We start from the raw sequence: 22,617 nt of genomic DNA on the forward strand, positions 1-22,617 counted from the left end.
CCTGAACGGGGGGATCAGGTGCCGGGCAGGGCGCCGAGCAGGACGCCGGCGGTGAGCACCACGTAGTTGGCGAGCGTCACCGTGCTGGTGGCCATCAGGGTGGCCGCCCGGGGCTGGCGGACCAGCTGGTAGGCGATCAGGCCGGGGACGATGAACCCGAGCGTCTGGTTGGCGTACAGGGTGGGCAGTTCGCGCTGGAGGACCAGCATCACGGTGGCCTGCAGCAGCACGCCGATCAGCACCACGGCGGCGAACAGCCGCTTGCCGTACAGGATCACCAGCTTCTGGACCACCCGGGTGGCGAGGTAGGTCAGCACCGTCACGCCGATCACGATGGCCACCCGCTGGAGGTCCTCGACCAGGGTGAGGGCCAGCCAGCCGGGGGTGATCATGCCGCCGGGGGAGAGGTTGGTGGTCAGGTAGCAGACGAGCGAGAAGACCAGGCCGAGCGCGATGCCGATGGCGGCGATCTCGGGGGTGAGCTCGGTGGGGATCACTGCTGGTCTCCGTGGTGGGGGGTGTGGTGGTGGGGCTCGAACCAGGAGTCGGGGAGCGGTTCGGGGTGGTGGACGGGCCGGTACGCGGAGTCGTACACCGGCTCGGGGTAGAGCGGTTCGGGCTCGTGGTACGGGAGTTCGGGGGCGTCGGGCGCGTCCGGGGCCTCGTCGGGGGCGAGCCGGGCCAGCTCCTCCAGGAACAGTTCGCCCTGGCCGTGGATGTTGCCGACGGCCACCAGCGAGGAGTCCGGCCCGAGTTCGGCCAGCAGTTCGGCGGTGAGCCGGGCCGGGTCGCGCTTGTCGCCGCCGAGGTCGACCACCCGGCCGGACCACCCGGCCGGGATGCCGTCCCGGGCGCTCCTGGTGGGGTGGCCGATCAGGAACACGGCGTCCGGGTCGAGGTCGGGCACGATCTGGCCCATCTGGCCGTTGCGCTCCACCCGGTCCGGGCGGCAGTTGATCACCACGTTGAGCGGGCGGTGGATCGCGCCCAGGCCCTCCAGCTGGCGGACGTTCATCAGCGTGGACTCGGGGTCGTTGGCGGCGAAGACGTTGGCGAAGCGCAGCCGCTTGCCGTCCTCGGTGCGGTAGCGCTCGACCGACAGCACGCCCGGGTCCGGCGGGGCCGCCCACATGCCCCGCAGCGCGGTCCGCCGCTCCACGCCGAGGAGTTCGGCGACGGCCAGGGCGATCGCCACGTTCTCCTTGAAGGTGAACCAGCTGAACCCTCGCAGCTCCTCGTCGGTGACCGACTCCGGGTCCACCACGATCAGCTCGCAGTCGCGCCGGGCCGCCTCCGCGCGCAGGATGTGCGCGCGCTCCTGCTCGGCGGTGACGCACACCCCGCCGACCGGCATCGAGCGGGACAGCGAGCGGGCGACGTCGTCCAGGGTCGGGCCCATCTCGGCGAGGTGGTCCTCGCGGACGTTGCACAGCACGCCGATGGTGGAGCGGATCAGCTTGGTCTGGTTGACCTCCTGGAGCGCCGGCATGACGGCCATGCACTCGATCACCAGGGCGTCCGGCCGGTAGGTGGCGGCGCGGCGGACGATGCCGATCTGCTCGACCACGTTGGCGATGCCGAACTTGCGGTAGACCGGCTCCTCGGTGGCGTCCGGGTGGATGAACCGGGCCGCCGTGCCGGTGGTCTTGGCGACCGTCACCAGCCCGCCGCCGCGCAGCGCGCCCGCGCAGAGCCGGGTGATCGAGCTCTTGCCGCGGATGCCGTTGACCAGCACCCGGGTCGGGATCTGTTCCAGCGCGGCGAAGTGCCGGCGCTGCTCGACGATGCCGGCCACCAGCAGCACGGCGCAGCACACCAGCAGCACGACGTAGAGGAAGAGCACGGGAGGTCCTTCGGGCGGGGCTCAGCGGGCGTGCGCGGGCACGGGGACGGACTCGGGGGCGGCGGTGCGGCGGGGGCGGGCCGGCTCCTGACGGACGAGTTCCTGGCGGATCAGCTCCAGGCTCCGGGCGACGGCGCCGACCTCGTCGTGGTGGACGGGGTAGAGCACCGTCCGGCGGTCCCCGGCGGCCAGCGCCTCGGCGCTCGCCGCGAGCCGGCGCAGCGGCAGGCCGACCGCGATGAACAGCCAGCCGAGGCAGAGCGCGGCCGCGGCCAGGCCGAGCATGCCGGCCAGTACGGTCCGCCGGTCGGCCCGGTTCTCGTCCAGGTGCAGCCACGCCACCGGGTGGGCGGTGACCACCGACCAGCCCAGCTTGGCCACGCTGCCGTTGCCGCCGAGCGGGGCGGCGGCGAACAGCGCCGGGTCGCCGCCGCCGCGCAGCACCTCGGCGGCGGCCGACTTCTTCGCCTGGGCCAGCAGGGCCCTGGCGCGGCCCTCGGGTAGCTCGCCGAAGGAGCTGTAGCCCTCGTTGGCGGCGAGCACCCGCTGCCGGTCGTCGACCAGCCAGACCCGGCCGAGGCCGGGGCGGACCAGCAGCCCGCTGAGGAAGTCCGTCTTGAACTCGCCGATCAGCACGGGCCCCGGCGGCTCGGCGGCGCCCTCCGCCTCCGCGTCGGCGGGGGCGGCGGTGAGGGCCGCGCGGGCGGCGATCCTGGGCTCCCGGCCGGAACTGTTGAGCAGCAGCACGCCGCTCGCGCCGAGGGCCTGCGGGCCGGTGCGGTGCGGGGTGTCGCCGGCGCGCGCGAGGACCTCGCCGTTCGCGCCGAGGACGTACAGCGCGCGGTAGCGGTCGTGCTCGGCGAGGGTGGCGCGCAGCAGGGCGTCGGCCTTGCCGACGGAGGCGCCGGCGAGTTCGGGGGCGAGCGAACGCAGGTCCGCGTAACCCTCGTTGAGCGCCTGGCGGATCCGGTCGGCGGCGGTGTCGGTGCGGTCGCGCTGGCCCGCCACCACCTGGGTGGGGACCCGTACGGTCGGGTCGTTGCCGCCCAGGAACAGCAGCGGGCCGGACCAGCCGAGCACCAGGACGGCGCACAGCGCCAGCGGCAGCGCGGTGCCGGGGCGGCGCTTCGGCGCGGCGGGGGCCGGCGGGCGGGCCGGGTCGAGGAGTTGCAGCCGCAGCTCCTCCAGGGCGCGGGCGATCCGGCCGGCCTCCCCCCGTTTCGGGCCGCGGACCGGCAGGTCGAGCCGTTCGCCGCGGGTGAGCCGGCGGGACTCCAGGAACAGCCGCAGCAGCGGCCGCTGGAGGCTGCGGCTGAGGTACCACGCGAGCAGCAGGGCCAGGGCGAGCAGCGCGCCGGCGGCGGCCAGGCCGAGCGCGGGGTGGCGCAGGCTGCCGGGCTTGCCGTCGACGGTGCTGGTGGAGACCACGGTCAGGCCGAGCGGGGCGGCCGGGTCGTGCCCGCCCGCGGTGCCGACGGCGGCGTAGCCGGCGACCCGGCGCACGCCCTTGGCGTCCGGGCTGCCGGACAGGCTGCCGGCGGCCGTCCCGCCGGGCGCCGGGCGTTCGCGGGCGGCGCGCTCCCGGGCACCGGTGACCACGGCGCGGTCGGCCTCGGCGCCGAGTTCGGCGCCGGTGCTGTCCAGGACGGCGCCGGCGGCGTCGAGGACCTGGATGGTCTGTTCCTTGCGGGTCGCGATGCCGGGAAGCCGCAGGTTGTCGGAGGCGACCAGCAGGGCGCGGCCGTCGGCCTTGGTGGCGACCAGGGCGAAGGTGAGCAGCCGGGTGCCGGCGGCGGAGGGCACCAGGACGGGCGCGGGCGCGGTGTCGGTGACCCGGCTGAGGTCGAGGCCGGCCAGCGGCACGGTCTCGCCGCGGGCGGCGAGCAGCCGGCCGGTGTCGGGGCGGACCACCACGGTGCCGCGCCACTTGTGGTACGCCTGGCCGAGCGCGGACAGCACCGCGGCCGGCTCGGCGGGCGCGGCGTCGTAGCGGGCGGCGGCCCGGCGCAGGTCGGTGGCGCTCTCGTGCAGCCCGGCGCGCAGCGAGGCCGCGGTGTCCTCGGCGGCGTACTGGTGGGACTCCCGGACGGCCTGCGGGGTGTCGTCGACGCGCAGCCCCCCGACGGCGAGCGCGGTGATGGCGGCGACGGCGAGCAGCAGCACCAGCAGCAGCGCGATGGGCGGGCGGATGCCTCCCAGCAGCGGCATGTCGGCCCGGCGGCGATAGCGGTGCTGTCGCGGCGGGTTGGGTGCCGTGCTCACGGGGCCTCGTTCTTCTCGGGGCTCGGCGCACCTGTCCCCGGGAGGTCCGCCGGCCTTCTCGTCGGTCAAGCGCTGATCAAGAGTCGGTCAAGCCGGAACAGCGTACGAAGGAGATTTCGAAAAGTTGTCACGTTCCGGTGTCGATCGGATGCCGCTTCGGGATCTCTTTCCGTGGACCGGGCGTGGTGCGCGGCCCCGGGTGGCCCCCGGCGGTCCGCGGCGGGCGGCACGGTAGGTTCGACGGCCATGGAGACTCGGGGTTCGCGACGCCCGTTGCTGCTGTCGGTGGCGGTGCTGCTGGTGCTGGCGGCGCTCGCGGCGGTGCTGACGCTGGCCGTGCGCGGCTCCGACGGGCGGCCGTCGGCGGCGGGCACCGCGGCGGGCCGGAGCGGACCGACCGGGCCCGCCCCGGTGGACCTGGCGGCCCTGGTCGACGGGTACACCGCCGGGTTCACCCCGGGCGGCCCGTACACCGCGCCGGACGCCGGGCAGCGCCGGGCGATCGCCGACGGCGTGCTCGACGCGCTGGACGGGCAGGCCGAGCAGGCCGGGCGCTCGCTGGCGCGGGTCGGCTACCGGCTCACCGAGTTCACCGAGGCGGCGACCGGCCGCCGGGTGGCGGAGATCGCCGACGGCACGGACTCCGGGAGCCGCGGCTGGGGCCGGGTCTACCTGGACCTCTCGGCCCGGGCGGGCTGGTCCGTGCAGGTGCCCCACCCGGTCTCGGACGCCCGTACCGAGGCGCTCGGGGTGGACCTCTTCCGGGCCGAGCCGGGCGGGGTGCTGGTGCTCGCCGGGGCGCACCGCCGGGCCGGGGCGGACGGCGCCTCGGACGTCGCGCACCGCGCCGACACGGTCTTCGCGGCGGTGGTCGAGGCGCTCACCGGGCGCGGCCTGCCCGGCATCCAGGTGCACGGCTTCGACGAGGGCAGCCTGCCCGGGCAGGACGCGGTGGTCTCCAGCGGCGCCGGCCAGCCGGGCCCGGCCGCCGAGCTGACCGCCACCGGGCTGTCCAGGGCCGGGTACGCGGCCTGCCGGGCCTGGCGGGAGAAGTGCGGGCAGCTCGGGGGCACCACCAACGTCGAGGGCCGGTTCGCGGCCGGGCTCGGCGTGCCGTGGCTGCACGTCGAGCTGGGCAACGGGCTGCGCACCGAGCCGGCCCGCCGCGCGGAGGTGGCCGGGGTGCTGGCGCAGACGGCCCGCGGCTGGGCCGCGGGCCGGAGCTAGCGGGGCCAGGGGCTAGCAGGGGCGGCGGCGCAGGTCCATCACGTAGTCGTGCGGGGCGCCGGCGCTCTCCGCGGCGTCGGCGACCAGGCCGAGGTAGCGGGCCGCGGGCAGGCCGCCCTCGTAGTCGTTGAGCACGTACGTCCAGACCGGGGTGTCGCCGTCCAGGGTCTGCGCGCGCAGTTTGATCTTGCGGTAGATGCCGAGCTGGACGCCCTCCCAGCGGTCCAGGCCCTCCTCGTCCATCGGCGCGACGTCGTACAGCGAGACGAAGACCCGGTCCTTGCCGTCCTCGACGACGGTGGCCAACGAGCCCTCCCAGCCGAGCTGTTCACCACCGAAGGTGAGCCGCCAGCCGTCCAGCCACCCGGTGCCGCGCAGTGGTGAGTGCGGGGCGCGGCGGGTCATCTGCCGTGCATCGAGGTTGGTGGCATACGCGGCGTAAAGGGGCATGGGGGGAAGACTAGCCCGGCCGGTGGACGGTCCGTGGCGACCGGGCGATCGCACGGAAGCCCGGACCCCGGCGTGGCGGCGCTCCCGGCGTGCGGGACAATGGTGCACGTGACTCGGATCGTGATCATCGGTGGCGGACCCGGCGGCTACGAGGCTGCGCTGGTGGCCGCGCAGCTCGGCGCGGAGGTGACCGTCGTCGACCGCGACGGTCTGGGCGGATCGGCGGTGCTCACCGACTGCGTGCCGTCGAAGACCCTGATCGCGACCGCGGAGGTGATGACCACCTTCGACAGCTCGTACGAGGAGCTGGGCATCACCGTCGCGCAGGACGAGGCCGCGGACGCGGCCAAGGTCATCGGCGTGGACCTGGGCAAGGTCAACCGCCGTGTGAAGCGACTGGCGATCGCGCAGTCCCACGACATCACCCAGTCGGTCACCCGGGCCGGGGTCACCGTGCTGCGGGGCCGCGGCCGGCTCGGCGGCGGCGGGCAGGCGGTGGACGGCTCCCGCGAGGTGCTGGTGGACGCGCCGGACGGCACCGTCCAGTCGCTGCGCGCCGACGCGGTGCTGATCGCCACCGGCGCCCACCCCCGCGAGCTGCCGGACGCCCAGCCGGACGGCGAGCGGATCCTCACCTGGACCCAGGTGTACGACCTGGAGGAGCTGCCCCGCGAGCTGATCGTGGTCGGCTCCGGTGTGACCGGCGCGGAGTTCGCGGGTGCCTACCAGGCGCTCGGCTCCAAGGTCACCCTGGTCTCCAGCCGTGACCGGGTGCTGCCGGGCGAGGACCCGGACGCCGCCGAGGTGCTGGAGGACGTCTTCCGCCGCCGCGGCATGAACGTGATGGGCCGCTCGCGCGCCGAGAGCGTCAAGCGGATCGGCGACCGGGTCGAGGTGGCCCTCGCCGACGGCAAGGTGATCGAGGGCACGCACTGCCTGATGGCGGTCGGCTCGATCCCCAACACCGCGGAGATGGGCCTGGAGGAGGCCGGGGTCAAGCTCAACGACTGGGGCCAGATCCAGGTCGACCGGGTCTCCCGCACCAGCGCCCCGGGCGTCTACGCGGCCGGCGACTGCACCGGCGTCTTCATGCTCGCCTCGGTGGCGGCCATGCAGGGCCGGATCGCGATGTACCACGCGCTCGGCGACGCGGTGCAGCCGCTGAACCTGAAGACCGTCGCCTCCAACGTCTTCACCGACCCGGAGATCGCCACCGTCGGCTACACCGCGGCCGATGTGGAGTGCGGCAAGATGGACGCGGTCGTGGTCAAGCTGCCGCTGCGCGGCAACCCGCGGGCGAAGATGCAGGGCATCCGGGACGGCTTCGTGAAGCTGTTCTGCCGCCCGGGCACCGGCATCGTGGTGGGCGGCGTGGTCGTCGCCCCGCGGGCCAGCGAGCTCATCCACCCGATCGCGCTCGCGGTGGACGCCAATCTGACCGTCGAACAGGTGGCCAGCGCCTTCACCGTCTACCCGTCGGTCTCCGGCTCGACCGCCGAGGCCGCCCGGCAGCTGCACATCCGCAAGCGGGTCGAGGGCGAATCCTGAACCTCCGGCGCACAGTTGAGGGCGGCTGCCGATCGGCGGCCGCCCTTCGCGCAGGAGTGATCGTCACCCGGACGGCGGGCGCGGTCCCGGGCTGCTGACGGCGCGTATTGTACGGTCACGCGCCGCTCTTGCGTGAGCAATTCCAGCTACTAGCTGCAAACGCCTGAAAGCAGACGGTCACGCACGTTACCGTCGGTTCTGTGTTTGCAGCAGAACGTCGCCAGTTGATCCTCGAAATGGTGCGCGCCAACGGAGCGGTCTCGCTCCGGGAGTTGGCCCGCGTCGTCCAGACCTCCGAAGTGACCGTGCGCCGCGACGTACGGGCCCTGGAGGCAGAAGGGCTCCTCGACCGCCGGCACGGCGGCGCGGTGCTCCCCGGCGGCTTCAGCCGCGAACCCGGCTACCCGCAGAAGACCCACCTCTCCGCGGCGGAGAAGAGCGCCATCGCGGACCTCGCCGCCGGCCTGGTGGAGGAGGGGGACGCGGTGGTGGTCGGCGCCGGCACCACCACCCAGGAGCTGGCCCGCAGGCTGGCCAGGGTGCCCGGCCTCACCGTGGTCACCAACTCGCTGCTGGTCGCCCAGGCGCTGGCGCACGCCAACCGGGTGGAGGTGGTGATGACCGGCGGCACCCTGCGGGGTTCCAACTACGCGCTGGTCGGCAGCGGTGCCGAGCAGTCCCTGCACGGGCTGAGGGTCTCCAAGGCCTTCATCTCCGGCAGCGGGCTGACCGCGGAGCGGGGCCTGTCCACCGCCAACATGCTGTCCGCGAGCGTGGACCGGGCGCTGGTGCAGTCGGCCAACGAGGTCATCGTCCTCGCCGACCACACCAAGCTCGGCGCGGACTCCATGTTCCAGACCGTGCCCACCGAGAACATCACCCGGCTGGTCACGGACGAGCAGGCGACCGCCGACGACGGCACCGCCCGGGAACTCGACGCGATCGCCGACTGCGGGGTGCAGATCGACCTGGCGCCGCTCGGCGCCGCCCCCACCGGGGACGCCCCGGTGCACGGCACCGGCAGCGGGCCCGTCCACCAGACCCAGCCCGGCCCGCTGGCACGCCGTCCCGCCCCGCCCCCCGGCGGCGCCCCGCTGCCCGGCCAGCGCCGGCCGGGCGCGCACGGCGGTCCGGCCGGGCCGGGCGGCATGCCGGCCCGGCTGGCCGAGCTGGGCCTCCCGCGCGGGCGCTGAGGGCCCGTACAGCCGCGCGAACGCGGCCGGCCCGCACCCCCGAGGGGGTACGGGCCGGCCGGTGCTCCAGGGAGCGTGTCAGTCCTTGATCTCGCACAGCGCGGCGCCGCTGCTGACGCTCGCGCCCACCTCGGCCTTGAGGCCGACGACGGTGCCCGCCTTGTGCGCGTTCAGCGGCTGCTCCATCTTCATCGCCTCCAGGACCACGATCAGCTCGCCCTCGGCGACGACCTGGCCCTCCTCGACGGCGACCTTGACGATGGTGCCCTGCATCGGCGAGGCCAGGGTGTCACCGCTGACGGCCGAACCGGCCTTCTTGGCGCCCACCCGGCGCTTGGCCTTCGCGGCACCCGCGGCACCGGCCGCCGGGGCCGCCGAGACGCCCAGCGAGGACGGCAGCGAGACCTCGATCCGCTTGCCGCCGACCTCGACCACGACGGTCTCGCGGCCCTCGGCCTCCTCGCCGTCGCCGGCCGCGCCCGCGAACGGCGGGATGGTGTTGTCGAACTCGGTCTCGATCCAGCGGGTGTAGATCGTGAACGGGCCCTCGCCGCCGTGCACCTCGGGCGCGAACGCCGGGTCGGTGACGACCGCCTGGTGGAACGGGATGGCGGTGGCCATGCCCTCCACCTTGAACTCGTTCAGCGCCCGGCGGGCCCGCTCCAGGGCCTGCTTGCGGTCCCGGCCGGAGACGATCAGCTTGGCCAGCAGGGAGTCCCAGGCCGGGCCGATGACCGAGCCGGTCTCCACGCCGGAGTCCAGCCGGACACCCGGGCCGGACGGCGGCGCGAACAGCGTCACGGTGCCGGGCGCGGGCAGGAAGCCCCGACCCGGGTCCTCGCCGTTGATGCGGAACTCGAACGAGTGGCCGCGCACCTCGGGGTCGCCGTAGCCCAGTTCCTCGCCGTCGGCGATCCGGAACATCTCGCGGACCAGGTCGAGTCCGGTGACCTCCTCGGTGACCGGGTGCTCGACCTGCAGCCGGGTGTTGACCTCCAGGAAGGAGATCGTGCCGTCCAGCGCCACCAGGAACTCGCAGGTCCCGGCGCCCTCGTAGCCGGCCTCCTTCAGGATGGCCTTGGACGCCCGGTACAGCTCGGCGTTCTGCTCGGCGGTCAGGAACGGCGCGGGCGCCTCCTCGACCAGCTTCTGGTGCCGGCGCTGGAGCGAGCAGTCACGGGTGGAGACGACCACCACGTTGCCGTGCTTGTCCGCGAGGCACTGGGTCTCCACGTGCCGCGGGTTGTCCAGGTAGCGCTCGACGAAGCACTCGCCGCGGCCGAAGGCGGCGACGGCCTCGCGCACCGCGGACTCGTACAGCTCCGGGATCTCCTCCAGCGTGCGGGCGACCTTGAGGCCGCGGCCGCCGCCGCCGAAGGCCGCCTTGATGGCGACCGGAAGGCCGTGCTCCCGGGCGAACACGACCACCTCGTCGGCACCCGAGACCGGGTCCGGGGTGCCGGCGACCAGCGGCGCGCCGGCGCGCTGCGCCACGTGCCGGGCCGTGACCTTGTCACCGAGGTCGCGGATGGCCTGCGGGGGCGGGCCGATCCAGGTCAGGCCCGCGTCGAGGACGGCCTGGGCGAAGTCGGCGTTCTCCGACAGGAACCCGTAGCCGGGGTGGATGGCGTCGGCCCCGGAGTCCGCCGCGGCCTTCAGGACCTTGGCGATGTCCAGGTAACTGGTGCCGGGGGTGTCTCCACCCAGCGCGTAAGCCTCGTCGGCCGCGCGGACGTGCAGCGCATCCCGGTCCGGCTCGGCGTAGACGGCGACGCTGGCGATACCGGCGTCCGAGCAGGCCCGGGCGACGCGGACGGCGATTTCCCCGCGGTTGGCGATGAGCACCTTGCGCACTGTGGCTCCCTTCTTGAACCTGGTCGAGTTTATGGATTCCTGGGCGGTACCGGCGAGTAGCCCCAGGTTGTGAACTATCCCACACGGACGGTGATGAATTTCCGGGGCCCGTCGACCGCCCGTCCGGTGACGCCGCAGGTCGCGGCCGGTGCGGTCGAACCGGCCGGATCCACAGCGGGTGACCGGGCGTTGTCCGGTGCCCCGGTGGCATCGGACACACTCTCGCGCGGGCGGCTCAAAGGACGGTGGAACGGGCGGCGGGGCGCCGCGCTCCCGCGGGCCCGGCCGTCAGGCCCAGAGGTCGACCAGCCGGACGTCCAGGTCGGCGAGCAGGGCGCGCAGCAGCGGCAGCGAGAGGCCGATGACGTTGCCCGGGTCGCCGTCGATGCCCTCGATGAACGGCGCCGAGCGCCCGTCCAGGGTGAACGCCCCGGCGACGTGCAGGGGCTCGCCGGAGGCCACGTAGGCGGCGATCTCGGCGTCGTCCGGGGTGCCGAAGCGGACGGTGGTGGACGCGGTCGCCGAGGACTGCCGGCCGGTCGCGGTGTCGATCACGCAGTGGCCGGTGCGCAGCACCCCGGCGCGACCGCGCATCGACTGCCAGCGGGCGAGCGCCTCGGTGGCGTCGGCGGGCTTGCCGAGGGCCTGGCCGTCCAGCTCCAGGACGGAGTCGCAGCCGATCACCAGCTCGCCGCCGGTCAGTTCGGCGGCGACCGCCTTCGCCTTCGCCTCGGCCAGCACCAGGGCGAGTTCGGCCGGGGTGGCGGCGCTGATCGCGTCCTCGTCGACGCCGCTGACCACCACGCGCGGGTCGAGGCCCGCTTGGCGCAGCAGTTCGAGGCGGGCGGGGGAGGCGGAGGCGAGGACGAGGATGCGCTGGTCGGTCATGCCCCTCAGGGTAGGGGGTGCCGGTGTCCGCCGTTCGGGTGAACGACGGTCACCGCAGTCGGATCAGCGGCGGTCACAGCAGGAGGAGGACGGCGGCCACCATCGCGAGGGCGGCGAGCACCCGGCCGGCCCGGTGCAGCCGCTCCATCATCCGGCGGGCCTCCGGGGAGGGCTCGTCGCGGGGGTCTGACCAGAGCACACGTCCAGGGTGCGCCGTGCCCGGCCCCGGGCGCCTGAGTATCCGTACTCAGCTTTCGGGCAATCCGGGCGGACGGGCCCGAACGGGTGCGGAGTGGGAAGTCGGACGGGCCGACTTCCCGCTCCGCACCCGGCGGATCAGCTCGCCCAGCCGGACGTCCGCCAGGCGTTGACGCCCGGGTGGACGGCCGGGCGGAACAGGCGGGAGCGGTCGTTCCAGGGGGCGGCCGGGCCGGCACCGGCCAGGCGTGCCGCCTCGGCGGCGGCCTGCGCGGCGGCGGCCCGGGCCTGGACCACCGCCAGGACGGCGGCGAGCTCCTCGGGGGTCGGCTGCCCGTGCAGCACGTGGATCGGGGCCATGGCTCAATTCTCTCCCGACGGGGGCCTACAGGGGGATGTTGCCGTGCTTCTTCGGCGGCAGCACCTCGCGCTTGCCGCGCAGCGCCCGCAGACCCCGGACGATGTGCCGGCGGGTCTCGCTCGGCGGGATCACCGCGTCCACGTAGCCGCGCTCGGCCGCCAGGTACGGGTTCAGCAGGGTGTCCTCGTACGAGGCGATCAGCTCGGCCCGCTTCTGCTCGGCGCCGCCCGCCGCCCCGGCCTCGGCGATCTCCCGCCGGTGCAGGATGTTGACCGCGCCCTGCGCGCCCATCACCGCGATCTGCGCGGTCGGCCAGGCCAGGTTGAGGTCGGCGCCCAGGTGCTTGGAGCCCATGACGTCGTACGCGCCGCCGAAGGCCTTGCGGGTGATCACGGTGATCAGCGGGACGGTCGCCTCGGCGTAGGCGTAGATCAGCTTGGCGCCGCGGCGGATGATGCCGTCCCACTCCTGCTCGGTGCCGGGCAGGAAGCCGGGCACGTCGACGAAGGTCAGCACCGGGATGTTGAAGGAGTCGCAGGTCCGGATGAAACGGGCGGCCTTCTCGCTGGCGTTGATGTCCAGGCAGCCGGCCAGGTCCATCGGCTGGTTGCCGACGATGCCGACGGACTGGCCCTCGACCCGGCCGAAGCCGGTGATGATGTTGCCCGCGTACAGCGGCTGGGTCTCCAGGAACTCGCCGTCGTCGACGATGTGCTCGATCACCTTGCGCATGTCGTACGGCTGGTTCGCCGAGTCCGGCACGATGGCGTCGAGTTCGAGGTCCTCGTCGGTGACGGTGAGGTCCGCCTGCTCGGGGTAGGACGGCGGGTCCGACAGGTTGTTGGAGGGCAGGTACGAGAGCAGGCTCTTGACGTACTCGACGGCCTCCTTCTCGTCGGTGGCCAGGTAGTGCGCGTTGCCGGACTTGCTGTTGTGGGTGCGGGCGCCGCCCAGCTCCTCCATGCCGACGTCCTCGCCGGTCACGGTCTTGATCACGTCCGGGCCGGTGATGAACATGTGCGAGGTCCGGTCGGCCATCACCACGAAGTCGGTGATCGCGGGGGAGTACACCGCGCCGCCCGCGCAGGGGCCCATGATCAGCGAGATCTGCGGGATCACGCCCGAGGCGTGCACGTTGCGGCGGAAGATCTCGCCGTACAGGCCGAGCGAGACCACGCCCTCCTGGATCCGGGCGCCGCCGGAGTCGTTGATGCCGATGACCGGGCAGCCGGTCTTCAGCGCGAAGTCCATCACCTTGACGATCTTCTCGCCGAACACCTCGCCCAGGGAGCCGCCGAACACGGTGAAGTCCTGGGCGAAGACGGCGACCTGGCGGCCGTCCACGGTGCCGTAGCCGGTCACCACGCCGTCGCCGTACGGGCGGTTCCGCTCCTGCCCGAAGTTCGTCGAGCGGTGCCGGGCGAACTCGTCGAACTCGACGAAGGAGTCCTCGTCCAGCAGCTCCGCGACCCGCTCGCGGGCCGTCAGCTTGCCCTTGGCGTGCTGCTTCTCCACGGCCGCGGCGGAGCCGGAGTGCACCGCCTCGTCGAGCCTGCGCCGCAGGTCGGCGAGCTTGCCGGCGGTGGTGTGGGGGTCGTACGGCGCCTCGGTCATCCGGTGGCTCTCCCTGATCCATGGGCCGCGACCTGTTCGAGTGCGCGCGGGCCGGAGTGGGGGCCCGCGCATGAGGGCAGGGCGGCGCTGCGAACTACCGTTGGGTAGCGTAGCCAGCGCGCGGGCCCGGACGTCACGTCCTGGCGTTATGGCCATCGACACAGTGTGTCAACGCGCGTTCTGCGGGACGATGGGGCGGCCTACGCCCCCGGCGTCCGCACACCCCCTAGTGTTCTGGACCATGACCGCACCCGACTCCCCCCGCCGCAGTGGACTGCGCGGTTTCGGCCACGCCGGACCGTCGCCGTGGACCGACCTGGACCGCCCGCCGCTGGACGAGGCGGCGCTGCGCCGCGACCTGCTGGTCCCGGACGGGCTCTGGACCTCGGTGGACGTCGTCGCCGAGACCGGCTCCACCAACAACGACCTCGCCGCCCGCGCCCGGGCCGGCGCCCCGCAGGGCGCGGTGCTGGTCGCCGAGGTGCAGAACGCCGGGCGCGGCCGGCTGGAGCGCCAGTGGAGCGCCCCGGCCCGCTCCGGGCTGTTCCTGTCCGTCCTGCTGCGTCCCGAGGAGGTGCCGGTCGAACGCTACGGCTGGCTGCCGATCCTGGTCGGGGTGGCCACCGCCAGCACGCTGAGCCGGGTCGCCGGGGTCGAGGTCGGGCTGAAGTGGCCCAACGACCTCCAGGTGGAGGTCGACGGCGCGGAGCGCAAGCTCGGCGGCATCCTCACCGAGCTGAGCGGCGGCGCCGTGGTCGCCGGCCTCGGCATCAACGTCTCGCTGCGCGAGCCCGAACTGCCCGTCCCCACCGCCGCCTCGCTCGCGCTGGCCGGCGCCGAGGTCACCGACCGGTCCACCCTGCTGCGCGCCCTGCTGCGCGAGTTCGCCGGGTTGTACCGCACCTGGACGGCCGCCGCCGGCGACCCGCACACCAGCGAGCTGCTCCGCGCCTACGCGGACCGCTGCACCACGCTCGGCCGCCAGGTGAAGGTGCACCTGCCGGGCGACCGGGAGCTGGTCGGCGAGGCGGTGGCGATCGACGGCGACGGCCGCCTGGTGGTCCGCACCCCCGACGGCGCACGCCGGGCGGTCGGCGCGGGGGACGTCGTCCACGTGCGCCCCGAGCCCCGCTGAACGGCACTCTTCACCTCTCCTTGACCCGGGCTGATGCCCCGGATCGCGCGATTCCGTGCGAACATTCCACCTGGCAGCGGTGTGAGGCGCGCCACTGCCCGCCGGGTGGCGGGCGCGCCCGGACAGGCAGGACACGAGGCGAGTGCGGCGACCGCACGGGGACGGACCGGTGGCAGAGGACGGCAGCAGCGGCGCGACATCGGGGACCCACGACCCCACGGTCGCGCTCGAACTGGAACGCCTGATCCTGGACGCGCCACGCCGCTACACCCCGTACCAGGCCGCGCGGGCCGCCGACGTCCCGATGGAGCTGGCGACCCGCTTCTGGCGGGCCATGGGCTTCCCCGACATCGGCCAGTCCCGGGCCCTCACCGACGGCGACGTGATCGCCCTGCGCCGGCTCGCCGGCCTGGTCGAGTCCGGCCTGCTCAGCGAGTCGATGGCGATCCAGGTGGCCCGCTCCACCGGCCAGACCACCGCCCGGCTGGCCGGCTGGCAGATGGACACCTTCCTGGAGAACCTCACCCAGGCCGTCGAGCCCGGCCTGACCCGCGCCGACGTCGCCTACCCGCTGGTCGAGCTGCTGCTGCCGGAGCTGGAGCAGTTCCTGGTGTACGTCTGGCGCCGCCAGCTCGCCGCCGTCACCGGCCGGGTGGTCCAGGCCGCCGAGGACAACGAGATCACCAGCGGCCGCCTCGCGGTGGGCTTCGCCGACCTGGTCGGCTTCACCCGGCTGTCGCGGCGGCTGGAGGAGGAGGAGCTCGGCGAACTCGTCGAGACCTTCGAGAACACCTGTTCGGACCTGATCGCGGGGCAGGGCGGCCGGGTCATCAAGACCCTCGGCGACGAGATCCTCTACGTCTCCGAGGACCCGGTCACCGCCGCCGAGATCGCGCTCAGCCTGATCGAGGCCCTCGCCGAGGACGAGACCATCCCCGCGCTGCGGGTCGGCATGGCCTTCGGCACGGTCACCTCGCGGATGGGCGACGTCTTCGGCACCACCGTGAACCTGGCCAGCCGGCTCACCTCGATCGCGCCCAAGGACGCGGTGCTGATCGACGGCGAGTTCGCCGCCGCGCTGGAGCAGTACGGCAGCGTGGCCCCGCCGGACGCGGACGGCCCCGGCCTCGCCGAGGCGCTGTCGGCCGCCGCCGGGATGCCCGCCTCGGGCCTGCCGGTGCCGGGCCTGGACGCCGGGCACCGGTTCCACCTGCAGCCGATGTGGCGCCGGCCGGTGCGCGGGCTCGGACTGGTCGAGCCGTGGCTGCTGTCGCGGCGGCTGAAGCCGGAGTAGGTCTCCGCCGCTGCCCCTCCCGGGCCCTTCTCGCGCCTCTCCTGGAGCCTTTCCGCTCTCGTCCGGGCCCCTTCCGGTCTTCTCCTGTGCCCTTCCCGGCTTTTCCCGGGCCTTTCCAGCCTTCCCCGGCCTTTTCCAGGACGTGGCCCCGGGCCGGTCCCGATGCTTGGGGTGCCGAACGGTTGAAACCCGTACGGCCGGTTGCGGGTCCGCCCCGGCAAACGGGGCATAACCGAACGAAACCGCCATAGTCTTGGTGAAAGCGGCCGGGTGGGTGCGGCCGCCGTCGGGGGTCCGGCAGGACCGGGCACAGGGAGCGAGGCGAGCCGGTGAGCAGCGAGGCGATCATGACGGACCGCGGCTGCGACTGCGGCGGCCCGCAACCGGCCGGCCAACTGCCCGACCTGCGGCTGCAGTCCGTGGTCGAGCTGGCCCAGGACATGGCCCGCGCGCTCACCCCGCTGGAGGCCGTCCGGGCCGCCGCCGCCCGCGCCACCGAGGCGCTCGGGGCGACCATGGCGGCCGTCTCCGTCTGGGACCGCGAATCCGGCCGGCTCCGAGTCCTGGTCAACCACGGGGAGCTCGCGCCCGGCGAGGAGGAACTGCCCGAGGACGAGTCCTACCCCGTCGCCGACTTCCCCGAGATCGTCACCTATCTGGACGAGCGCTGGACCACCGGGCGCCTCCCTCGGGCCTGGCTGCAGACCGCCGAGAACGCCGAACCGCACGCCGGGCACACCCACCCCACCGCCGGCGCGTACTGCCAGGAACGCGCCGCGGCGCTGCGCCGGCGTGGCCGCGCCTGCTGCGTGGTCGCCCCGATCGTCCTGCACGGGCAGGCCTGGGGCGAGCTGTACCTGGCCCGCAGCGTCGGGAAGCCCGGGTTCGTCGCCGCCGACGCCGACTACGCGACCCTGCTCGCGGCCCAGATCTCGGCCGGCCTCGCCCAGACCGAACGCCTCGCCGACCTGCGCAAACTCGCCTTCTCCGACCCGCTCACCGGCCTCGCCAACCGGCGCGCCGTCGACGCCCGGCTGGAGAGCGCCCTCACGGCGCACAACCGGGACAACACCGTGGTCTCGCTCGTCGTCTGCGACGTCAACGGCCTCAAGCGGGTCAACGACCAGCTCGGCCACGAAATGGGCGACCGGCTGCTCGAACGGTTCGCCCACCAGCTCTCGGTCGCCGCGGCCAAACTCCCCGGCAGCCTCGCCGCCCGCCTCGGCGGCGACGAGTTCTGCCTGCTCGCCGAGGGGCAGAAGGCCGACGAGGTCGTCGCCGTCGCCGAGGAGCTCTGCGCCAGGGCCCTGGCCCTGTCCGAAGGCGAGGGCGTCGCCTGCGGCGTCGCCTCCACCGGCGACTCCATCGGCCCGGTCACCACCCCAGACCGGCTCTTCCGGCTCGCCGACGCCGCACAGTACCGGGCCAAGGCCGCCCGGGCCGCCCACCCCGTCGTCGCCGGGCGCAGCCACGGCCCCGGCTTCTCGCCCGACCCCACCGTGCTGCTCGCCGACGCCGCCGACCCGCACCACCGGGCCGACGGACGCGCCCGCCCGGGCCGGGCCGGAGCGGGCGACCGGCGGCGCTTCCGGGGCGCCGCGCACAGCGCCGACCCGGGCCAGCTGCTCACCGCCGTCCTCGCGGCCCTCGACCAGGCCGCCGCCGCCCGGGCCGTCCACCCCGCCGACACCCTCGGCAAGCTCGTCGTCGTCGCCGAGGCCTCCGCCCGGCTGCTCGACGCCGTGGGCTGGTGGGTCTCCTACGTCCCGCCCGGCTCCCACCTCATGCGCACCGCCCAGCACGCCGTCTACCGGATGACCAGCGGCCCCAGCAGCACCCGCGCCGAGACCCAGCGGGCCCAGATCGAGGCCCCGGACGCCGTCTTCGACCTGCGCCACTACCCGATGACCCGCCGCGCCGTCCGCGGTGGCGCCTTCGCCCTGCGCGCCGGCGCGGCCGGCAACGACCCGGCCGAGGAGGCCATGCTGGTCGTCTCCGGCTACCGCGGCATGGTCGCCGCCGGCGGCCAGAACCCGGCCGGCGGCTGGCTGGTCGAGCTCTTCGCCGACGACGCCACCCTGCCGCTCGGTCAGGCCGCCTTCGCCATGCGCGCCCTGGTGGCCGTCGCCCTGGCGGGCGCGGCCTCGCCCCCGGTGGTGTGAGGCCGGGGGAGGCTGGTCGGCGCGGTCAGGCCGGCCCGAGGGCGTGCAGGACCGCCTCGACCAGGCGGTCGGCGTAGGCGGGGTCGAGCGGGCCGAGCCGGTAGAGCCAGCGGTAGTGGAGCGGGCCGTAGAGGAGTTCGAGGGCGAGGTCGAGGTCCGCGTCGGGGGCGAGCTGGCCGGCCTCGCGGGCGCTGTGCAGGCGGGCGCGGGTGACGTCGAGGAGCGGGTTCAGCAGGCGGGTGCGGTACTCGGCGTACAGGGCCGGGTCGTTGAGCATCTCGGCGGTGATGGCGCGGTAGCTGCGGTCGAGGGCGGGGTCGGTGAGCTCGGCGGTGGTGGGGCGCAGGACGGTCCGCAGGTCGGCGGCGAGGTCGCCGGTGTCGGGGAGGTCGAGGCCGCCCTCGTGCTCGTTGGTGGCGAGGAAGGCGTCGAAGACGACGGCGCCCTTGGACGGCCACCAGCGGTAGATGGTCTGCTTGCCGACGCCGGCCCGGGCGGCGATCGCCTCGATGGTGAGCTTGCCGAAGCCGACCTCGGCGACGAGTTCGGAGGCGGCGGCGAGGACGGCGGCGCGGGAGCGTTCGCTGCGGCGGGCGGGATCGGGGGCGGTTCTGTGGGCCATGGCGGAAATTCTAAGCGAAGTAGCGAGACGGTACGTATCGTCTTGACGCGGCGTCGGATCCGGGATCATGCTGGAGGGGCGCCAGCGAGACGGATCGTCTCGTCTTGTTCTGAACCCTGGAGGCCCCATGACCCGCTCCGCCCACCCCGCCCACATCCTGATGGTCTCGGTCCCGGCCCACGGGCACGTCAACCCCAGCCTCGCCGTGATCGCCGAACTGGTCGCCCGGGGCCACCGGGTCAGCTACGTCAACGACGCCTCCTTCGCCGAGGCCGTCGAGTCCACCGGTGCCCGCCTCGTCCCGTACCCGACGCGGCTGCCGCTCGCCGACGACCCGAGCGGGTGGCCGGAGGACCCGGTGGCGATCCAGGAGGTGTTCCTGGACGACGCCCTCGCGATGCACCCCGTCCTGCTGGAGGCCTTCGCGGACGACCGCCCCGACCTGGTGCTCCACGACATCGCGGGCTTCGCCGGGCGGGCGTTCGGCGAGCGGCTGGGCGTGCCGGTGGTGCAGTTGTCGCCCGCCTTCGTCGCCTGGGAGGGCTTCGAGCAGGACCTCGCGGAGGTGTTGGAGGCGGTCCGCAACGGGCCCGGCGGCGCCGGGCACCACCGGCGGTTCGCCGACTGGCTGGCCGAGGCCGGGGCGGTGGAACGCGACGTGGACGCCTTCAAGGGCCGCCCGGCGCGGGCCGTCGCCCTGATCCCGCGCGCCCTGCAGCCCAACGCTGACCGGGTCGACGAGCGGCGCGTCAGCTTCGTCGGGCCGTGCTTCGGCGACCGCGCCCACCAGGGGGAGTGGCGGCGGCCGGCCGCCGCCGAGAACGTGCTGCTGGTCTCGCTCGGCTCGGCCTTCACCCACCAGCCCGCGTTCTACCGGGCCTGCGTCCAGGCCTTCGGCGACCTGCCCGGCTGGCACACGGTGCTCCAGGTCGGCGCGCACACCGACCTGGCCGACCTGGGCGAGGTGCCGGACACCGTCGAGGTGCACCGGTGGGTGCCGCAACTGTCGGTGCTCGCGCAGGCGGACGCCTTCGTCACCCACGCGGGCATGGGCGGCTCCAGCGAGGGGCTATACCACGGCGTGCCGATGATCGCCGTGCCGCAGGCCGCCGACCAGTACGCCAACGCGGACGCGCTGGTGGCGCTCGGCGTCGCCCGCCGCCTGGACACCGGGGAGGCCACCCCGGAGGCGCTGCGCGGCGCGCTGCTGGAACTGGTCGGTGACCCGGCGGTGGCCGAACGGCTGAAGGCGCTGGCCGCCGCCGGCCGGGCCGAGGGCGGCACCGCCCGTGCGGCGGACCTGATCGAGGCCGAGCTCAGGGGGTGACCGGCGCGGCGGGGGAGGACGTGGCGGGGGAGGGCGCGGTGATCCGGTCCGGCCGGGTGTAGACGTTCGCGCCCTCCCCGCGCAGGAAGCCGACCAGGGTCAGGCCCAGTTCCTCGGCGAGGTCCACCGCGAGCGAGGACGGCGCCGAGACGGCCGCCAGCAGCGGGACGCCCGCCAGCGCGGCCTTCTGGGTCAGCTCGAACGAGGCCCGGCCGCTCACCAGCAGGACGTGCCCGGTCAGCGGCAGCCTGCCCTCGCGCAGCGCCCAGCCGACCACCTTGTCCACCGCGTTGTGCCGCCCGACGTCCTCGCGGGCGCAGAGCAGTTCGCCGGTGGCGGCGTCGAACAGGCCGGCCGCGTGCAGGCCGCCGGTGGACTCGAAGGTGCGCTGGGCGGCCCGCAGCCGGTCCGGCAGGCCGTACAGCAGGGACGGCGGGACGGTGAGCGGGTCCTCGCCCACCGGGTGGCGGACGTGGGTGCGGACGGCGTCCACGGTGTCCCGGCCGCACAGGCCGCAGGCGCTGGTGGTGAGCAGGTTGCGGTGCGCGGACAGCGGCAGCGCGCGGGCGGCGCCGCGCAGGGTGGCGTCGACGACGTTGTAGGTGTTGGCGCCGGCTTCGTCCGTCCCGGCGCAGTACCGCAGGGCGGCGAGCTCCTCGGAGGTGTGCACCAGCCCCTCGCCGACCAGGAACCCGGCCACCAGGTCGAAGTCCTGCCCGGGGGTGCGCATGGTGACGGTCAGCGGCTCGCCGCCGAGCCGGATCTCCAGCGGTTCCTCCGCCGCCAGCGAGTCCGGTCGCACCCCGCGCTCGTCCCCCCGCAGCCGCACCACCCGGCGCCGTGCCGTCGCCCGCGTCATCGCCCTGCCACCTCCGTGCGTGTCCGTGGGCACCAGCGTGCGGCACGGGGCGGCCCGGGGGAAAATCCTGCCGGCCGGTACGGGGCGTGCGATCGTGGCCGTTCCGGATGGCGACCACCTGTTGTCATATCTTCATTCACCTGATGTGATGGTGTATATGGATATGCACAGTGCTGTGGCCCCCGACGCTCCGCTGGTCCAGGTCGGCAAGGCCGACGTCAGCGCCGAGGACGTGCTGGCCGTCGCCCGGGGGAACGCCCGGGTCGAGATAGGCCCCGACGCGCTCGCCGAGATGGCGACGGCGCGGGCACGGATCGACGCCCTCGCGGCCGAACCGCGCCCCGTCTACGGCGTGTCGACCGGATTCGGCGCGCTCGCCGTCCGGCACATCAGCCCCGAACTGCGGGCGCAGCTCCAGCGGTCGCTGGTGCGCTCGCACGCGGCCGGGATGGGACCGGCCGTCGAGCGCGAGGTCGTCCGGGCACTCGTCTTCCTGCGGATGAAGACGCTGGCCTCCGGCCGGACCGGGGTGCGCCCGCTGGTCGCGCAGACCATGGCCGCCCTGCTCAACGCGGGCATCACCCCGGTGGTCCGGGAGTTCGGCTCGCTCGGCTGCTCCGGCGACCTCGCGCCGCTGTCGCACTGCGCGCTGGTCCTGATGGGCGAGGGCGTGGCCACCGGCCCGGACGGCGTGGAGAAGCCCGCCGCCGAACTGCTCGCCGCCGCCGGCATCGAGCCCGTCGAACTGCTGGAGAAGGAGGGCCTGGCCCTCATCAACGGCACCGACGGCATGCTCGGCATGCTGGTGATGGCCATCGCCGACCTGCAGCGGCTGTACACCACCGCCGACATCACCGCCGCGATGACCCTGGAGGCGCTGCTCGGCACCGACAAGGTGCTCGCCCCCGAACTGCACGCCCCGATCCGCCCCCACCCGGGCCAGGCGCTGAGCGCCGCCAACATGTTGGCCGTCCTCAAGGACTCCGGCCTCACCGGCCACCACCAGGACGACGCGCCGCGGGTCCAGGACGCCTACTCGATCCGCTGCGCCCCGCAGGTGGCCGGCGCCGGCCGGGACACCCTCGCCCACGCCCAGCTGGTCGCCTCCCGCGAGCTGGCCGCCTCGGTCGACAACCCGGTGGTGCTGCCGGACGGCCGGGTGGAGTCCAACGGCAACTTCCACGGCGCCCCGGTCGCGTACGTGCTGGACTTCCTCGCCATCGCCGCCGCCGACCTGGGCTCGATCTCCGAGCGCCGCACCGACCGACTGCTCGACAAGGCCCGCTCGCACGGCCTGCCGGCCTTCCTGGCCGACGACCCCGGCGTGGACTCCGGCCTGATGATCGCCCAGTACACCCAGGCGGCGCTGGTCAGCGAGAACAAGCGGCTCGCCGTCCCGGCCTCGGTCGACTCGATCCCGTCCTCCGCGATGCAGGAGGACCACGTGTCGATGGGCTGGTCCGCCGCCCGCAAGCTGCGCCAGGCCGTCGACAACCTCGGCCGGATCCTCGCCGTCGAACTCACCGCCGCCGCCCGCGCCCTGGAGATCCGCCAGCAGGCCGACGGCGCGGGCCGCACGGCCCCGGCCACCACGGCCGCCATGGCCGCCGCCCGGGAGGCGGGGGTCGGCGGCGCCGGCCGCGACCGCTTCCTCTCGCCGGACCTGGAGGCGGCGGCCGCGCTGGTCGCCTCCGGGGAGCTGGTGCGGGCGGTGGAGCGGGTCACCGGGCCGCTGGCCTGAGCCGGTGTGACCTGGCGTGACCTGGTGAGATCGGTGCGT

The 22,617-nt window shown here is 74.5% G+C and carries 18 protein-coding genes and 1 pseudogene; 8 read left to right on the plus strand and 11 right to left on the minus strand.

Translation table 11 applies throughout. The annotated features are described in order from the left end of the window. Window positions 1-14: 14 nt before the first annotated feature. Genes AB0O19_RS32020 through AB0O19_RS32030 form a run of 3 tightly spaced genes read right to left on the minus strand, consistent with a single transcriptional unit; the run spans window position 15 to window position 4,105 of the window. On the minus strand, window positions 15-497 hold the full coding sequence (locus AB0O19_RS32020) for a poly-gamma-glutamate biosynthesis protein PgsC/CapC (RefSeq protein ID WP_063349074.1): 483 nt from the start codon (window positions 495-497) through the stop codon (window positions 15-17). Further along, on the minus strand, window positions 494-1,843 hold the full coding sequence (gene pgsB / locus AB0O19_RS32025) for a poly-gamma-glutamate synthase PgsB (RefSeq protein WP_363624615.1): 1,350 nt from the start codon (window positions 1,841-1,843) through the stop codon (window positions 494-496). Before pgsB ends, AB0O19_RS32020 begins: the two co-directional genes overlap by 4 nt. A 21-nt stretch (window positions 1,844-1,864) precedes the next feature. Then, window positions 1,865-4,105, minus strand: coding sequence for a HAMP domain-containing protein (locus AB0O19_RS32030; protein ID WP_363624617.1), 2,241 nt, complete (start codon window positions 4,103-4,105; stop codon window positions 1,865-1,867). Between the two features lie 246 nt (window positions 4,106-4,351). On the opposite strand from AB0O19_RS32030, the gene AB0O19_RS32035 reads away from it, so the two are divergent. After that, on the plus strand, window positions 4,352-5,332 hold the full coding sequence (locus tag AB0O19_RS32035) for a hypothetical protein (protein ID WP_363624619.1): 981 nt from the start codon (window positions 4,352-4,354) through the stop codon (window positions 5,330-5,332). A 12-nt stretch (window positions 5,333-5,344) separates the two neighbouring features. On the opposite strand, the gene AB0O19_RS32040 is transcribed toward AB0O19_RS32035, so the two are convergent. Then, window positions 5,345-5,782, minus strand: coding sequence for a gamma-glutamylcyclotransferase (locus AB0O19_RS32040; RefSeq protein ID WP_363580278.1), 438 nt, complete (start codon window positions 5,780-5,782; stop codon window positions 5,345-5,347). 99 nt (window positions 5,783-5,881) lie between these two features. On the opposite strand from AB0O19_RS32040, the gene AB0O19_RS32045 reads away from it, so the two are divergent. Together AB0O19_RS32045 and AB0O19_RS32050 are read left to right on the plus strand one after the other, a co-directional pair. Further along, window positions 5,882-7,330 carry an NAD(P)H-quinone dehydrogenase gene (locus tag AB0O19_RS32045; RefSeq protein WP_350877308.1) on the plus strand — a complete coding sequence of 483 codons (1,449 nt, stop codon included), beginning with the start codon at window positions 5,882-5,884 and terminating at the stop codon, window positions 7,328-7,330. A 200-nt stretch (window positions 7,331-7,530) separates the two neighbouring features. Next, entirely contained in the window at window positions 7,531-8,523 is a 993-nt protein-coding gene (locus AB0O19_RS32050) for a DeoR/GlpR family DNA-binding transcription regulator (protein WP_363624621.1), read from the plus strand. A gap of 78 nt (window positions 8,524-8,601) precedes the next feature. On the opposite strand, the gene AB0O19_RS32055 is transcribed toward AB0O19_RS32050, so the two are convergent. From AB0O19_RS32055 to AB0O19_RS32075, 5 genes are all read right to left on the minus strand, one after another. After that, window positions 8,602-10,377: a biotin carboxylase N-terminal domain-containing protein gene (locus tag AB0O19_RS32055; protein WP_363580282.1), complete on the minus strand. Its 1,776-nt coding sequence runs from the start codon at window positions 10,375-10,377 to the stop codon at window positions 8,602-8,604. 288 nt (window positions 10,378-10,665) lie between these two features. Further along, window positions 10,666-11,265 (minus strand): nucleoside triphosphate pyrophosphatase, encoded by a 600-nt coding sequence (locus AB0O19_RS32060; RefSeq protein WP_363624623.1) that lies wholly within the window; start codon window positions 11,263-11,265, stop codon window positions 10,666-10,668. 73 nt (window positions 11,266-11,338) lie between these two features. Next, window positions 11,339-11,464 carry a hypothetical protein gene (locus tag AB0O19_RS32065; protein ID WP_279634918.1) on the minus strand — a complete coding sequence of 42 codons (126 nt, stop codon included), beginning with the start codon at window positions 11,462-11,464 and terminating at the stop codon, window positions 11,339-11,341. Window positions 11,465-11,601: 137 nt separating this feature from the next. Beyond that, a complete protein-coding gene (locus tag AB0O19_RS32070) occupies window positions 11,602-11,823 on the minus strand; it encodes an acyl-CoA carboxylase epsilon subunit (protein WP_363588079.1) in 222 nt (73 codons plus the stop codon). 25 nt (window positions 11,824-11,848) lie between these two features. Continuing rightward, window positions 11,849-13,438, minus strand: a complete 1,590-nt coding sequence (locus AB0O19_RS32075) for an acyl-CoA carboxylase subunit beta (protein ID WP_350877319.1) — start codon at window positions 13,436-13,438, stop codon at window positions 11,849-11,851. Window positions 13,439-13,679: 241 nt separating this feature from the next. Here AB0O19_RS32075 and AB0O19_RS32080 point away from each other — a divergent pair, with 241 nt between their 5' ends. The 3 genes and pseudogenes from AB0O19_RS32080 to AB0O19_RS32090 all read left to right on the plus strand — a co-directional run. Beyond that, window positions 13,680-14,573, plus strand: a complete 894-nt coding sequence (locus AB0O19_RS32080) for a biotin--[acetyl-CoA-carboxylase] ligase (protein WP_363624625.1) — start codon at window positions 13,680-13,682, stop codon at window positions 14,571-14,573. Window positions 14,574-14,742: 169 nt separating this feature from the next. Next, complete coding sequence (locus tag AB0O19_RS32085; RefSeq protein ID WP_363588075.1) at window positions 14,743-15,867, plus strand: adenylate/guanylate cyclase domain-containing protein; 1,125 nt, start codon at window positions 14,743-14,745, stop codon at window positions 15,865-15,867. A 347-nt stretch (window positions 15,868-16,214) separates the two neighbouring features. Continuing rightward, window positions 16,215-17,333: pseudogene (locus tag AB0O19_RS32090) on the plus strand (diguanylate cyclase); the annotation flags it as partial. Between the two features lie 721 nt (window positions 17,334-18,054). Here AB0O19_RS32090 and AB0O19_RS32095 read toward each other — a convergent pair. Next, on the minus strand, window positions 18,055-18,651 hold the full coding sequence (locus AB0O19_RS32095; protein ID WP_363624627.1) for a TetR/AcrR family transcriptional regulator: 597 nt from the start codon (window positions 18,649-18,651) through the stop codon (window positions 18,055-18,057). Between the two features lie 127 nt (window positions 18,652-18,778). On the opposite strand from AB0O19_RS32095, the gene AB0O19_RS32100 reads away from it, so the two are divergent. Next, window positions 18,779-19,978 (plus strand): macrolide family glycosyltransferase, encoded by a 1,200-nt coding sequence (locus AB0O19_RS32100; protein ID WP_363624629.1) that lies wholly within the window; start codon window positions 18,779-18,781, stop codon window positions 19,976-19,978. Here AB0O19_RS32100 and fdhD read toward each other — a convergent pair. Then, window positions 19,968-20,837: a formate dehydrogenase accessory sulfurtransferase FdhD gene (gene fdhD / locus AB0O19_RS32105; RefSeq protein WP_363588069.1), complete on the minus strand. Its 870-nt coding sequence runs from the start codon at window positions 20,835-20,837 to the stop codon at window positions 19,968-19,970. The two genes, AB0O19_RS32100 and fdhD, sit on opposite strands and share 11 nt — an antisense overlap. Window positions 20,838-20,994: 157 nt before the next feature. Between fdhD and hutH the strand changes: the two genes are divergently transcribed. After that, a complete protein-coding gene (gene hutH, locus AB0O19_RS32110; protein WP_363624631.1) occupies window positions 20,995-22,578 on the plus strand; it encodes a histidine ammonia-lyase in 1,584 nt (527 codons plus the stop codon). Window positions 22,579-22,617 lie beyond the last annotated feature (39 nt).

The organism is Kitasatospora sp. NPDC091276, assembly GCF_040684355.1.
Classification (GTDB): domain Bacteria; phylum Actinomycetota; class Actinomycetes; order Streptomycetales; family Streptomycetaceae; genus Kitasatospora.

Bases quoted from the DNA above. Each gene is read 5' to 3' on its own strand.
- AB0O19_RS32035 (WP_363624619.1), top strand. From the start codon at position 4,352: ATGGAGACTCGGGGTTCGCGACGCCCGTTGCTGCTGTCGGTGGCGGTG.
- AB0O19_RS32100 (WP_363624629.1), top strand. From the start codon at position 18,779: ATGACCCGCTCCGCCCACCCCGCCCACATCCTGATGGTCTCGGTCCCG.
- AB0O19_RS32080 (WP_363624625.1), top strand. From the start codon at position 13,680: ATGACCGCACCCGACTCCCCCCGCCGCAGTGGACTGCGCGGTTTCGGC.
- AB0O19_RS32040 (WP_363580278.1), bottom strand. From the start codon at position 5,782: ATGCCCCTTTACGCCGCGTATGCCACCAACCTCGATGCACGGCAGATG.
- AB0O19_RS32095 (WP_363624627.1), bottom strand. From the start codon at position 18,651: ATGGCCCACAGAACCGCCCCCGATCCCGCCCGCCGCAGCGAACGCTCC.
- hutH (WP_363624631.1), top strand. From the start codon at position 20,995: ATGGATATGCACAGTGCTGTGGCCCCCGACGCTCCGCTGGTCCAGGTC.
- AB0O19_RS32075 (WP_350877319.1), bottom strand. From the start codon at position 13,438: ATGACCGAGGCGCCGTACGACCCCCACACCACCGCCGGCAAGCTCGCC.
- AB0O19_RS32070 (WP_363588079.1), bottom strand. From the start codon at position 11,823: ATGGCCCCGATCCACGTGCTGCACGGGCAGCCGACCCCCGAGGAGCTC.
- AB0O19_RS32045 (WP_350877308.1), top strand. From the start codon at position 5,882: ATGGTGCACGTGACTCGGATCGTGATCATCGGTGGCGGACCCGGCGGC.
- AB0O19_RS32060 (WP_363624623.1), bottom strand. From the start codon at position 11,265: ATGACCGACCAGCGCATCCTCGTCCTCGCCTCCGCCTCCCCCGCCCGC.
- fdhD (WP_363588069.1), bottom strand. From the start codon at position 20,837: ATGACGCGGGCGACGGCACGGCGCCGGGTGGTGCGGCTGCGGGGGGAC.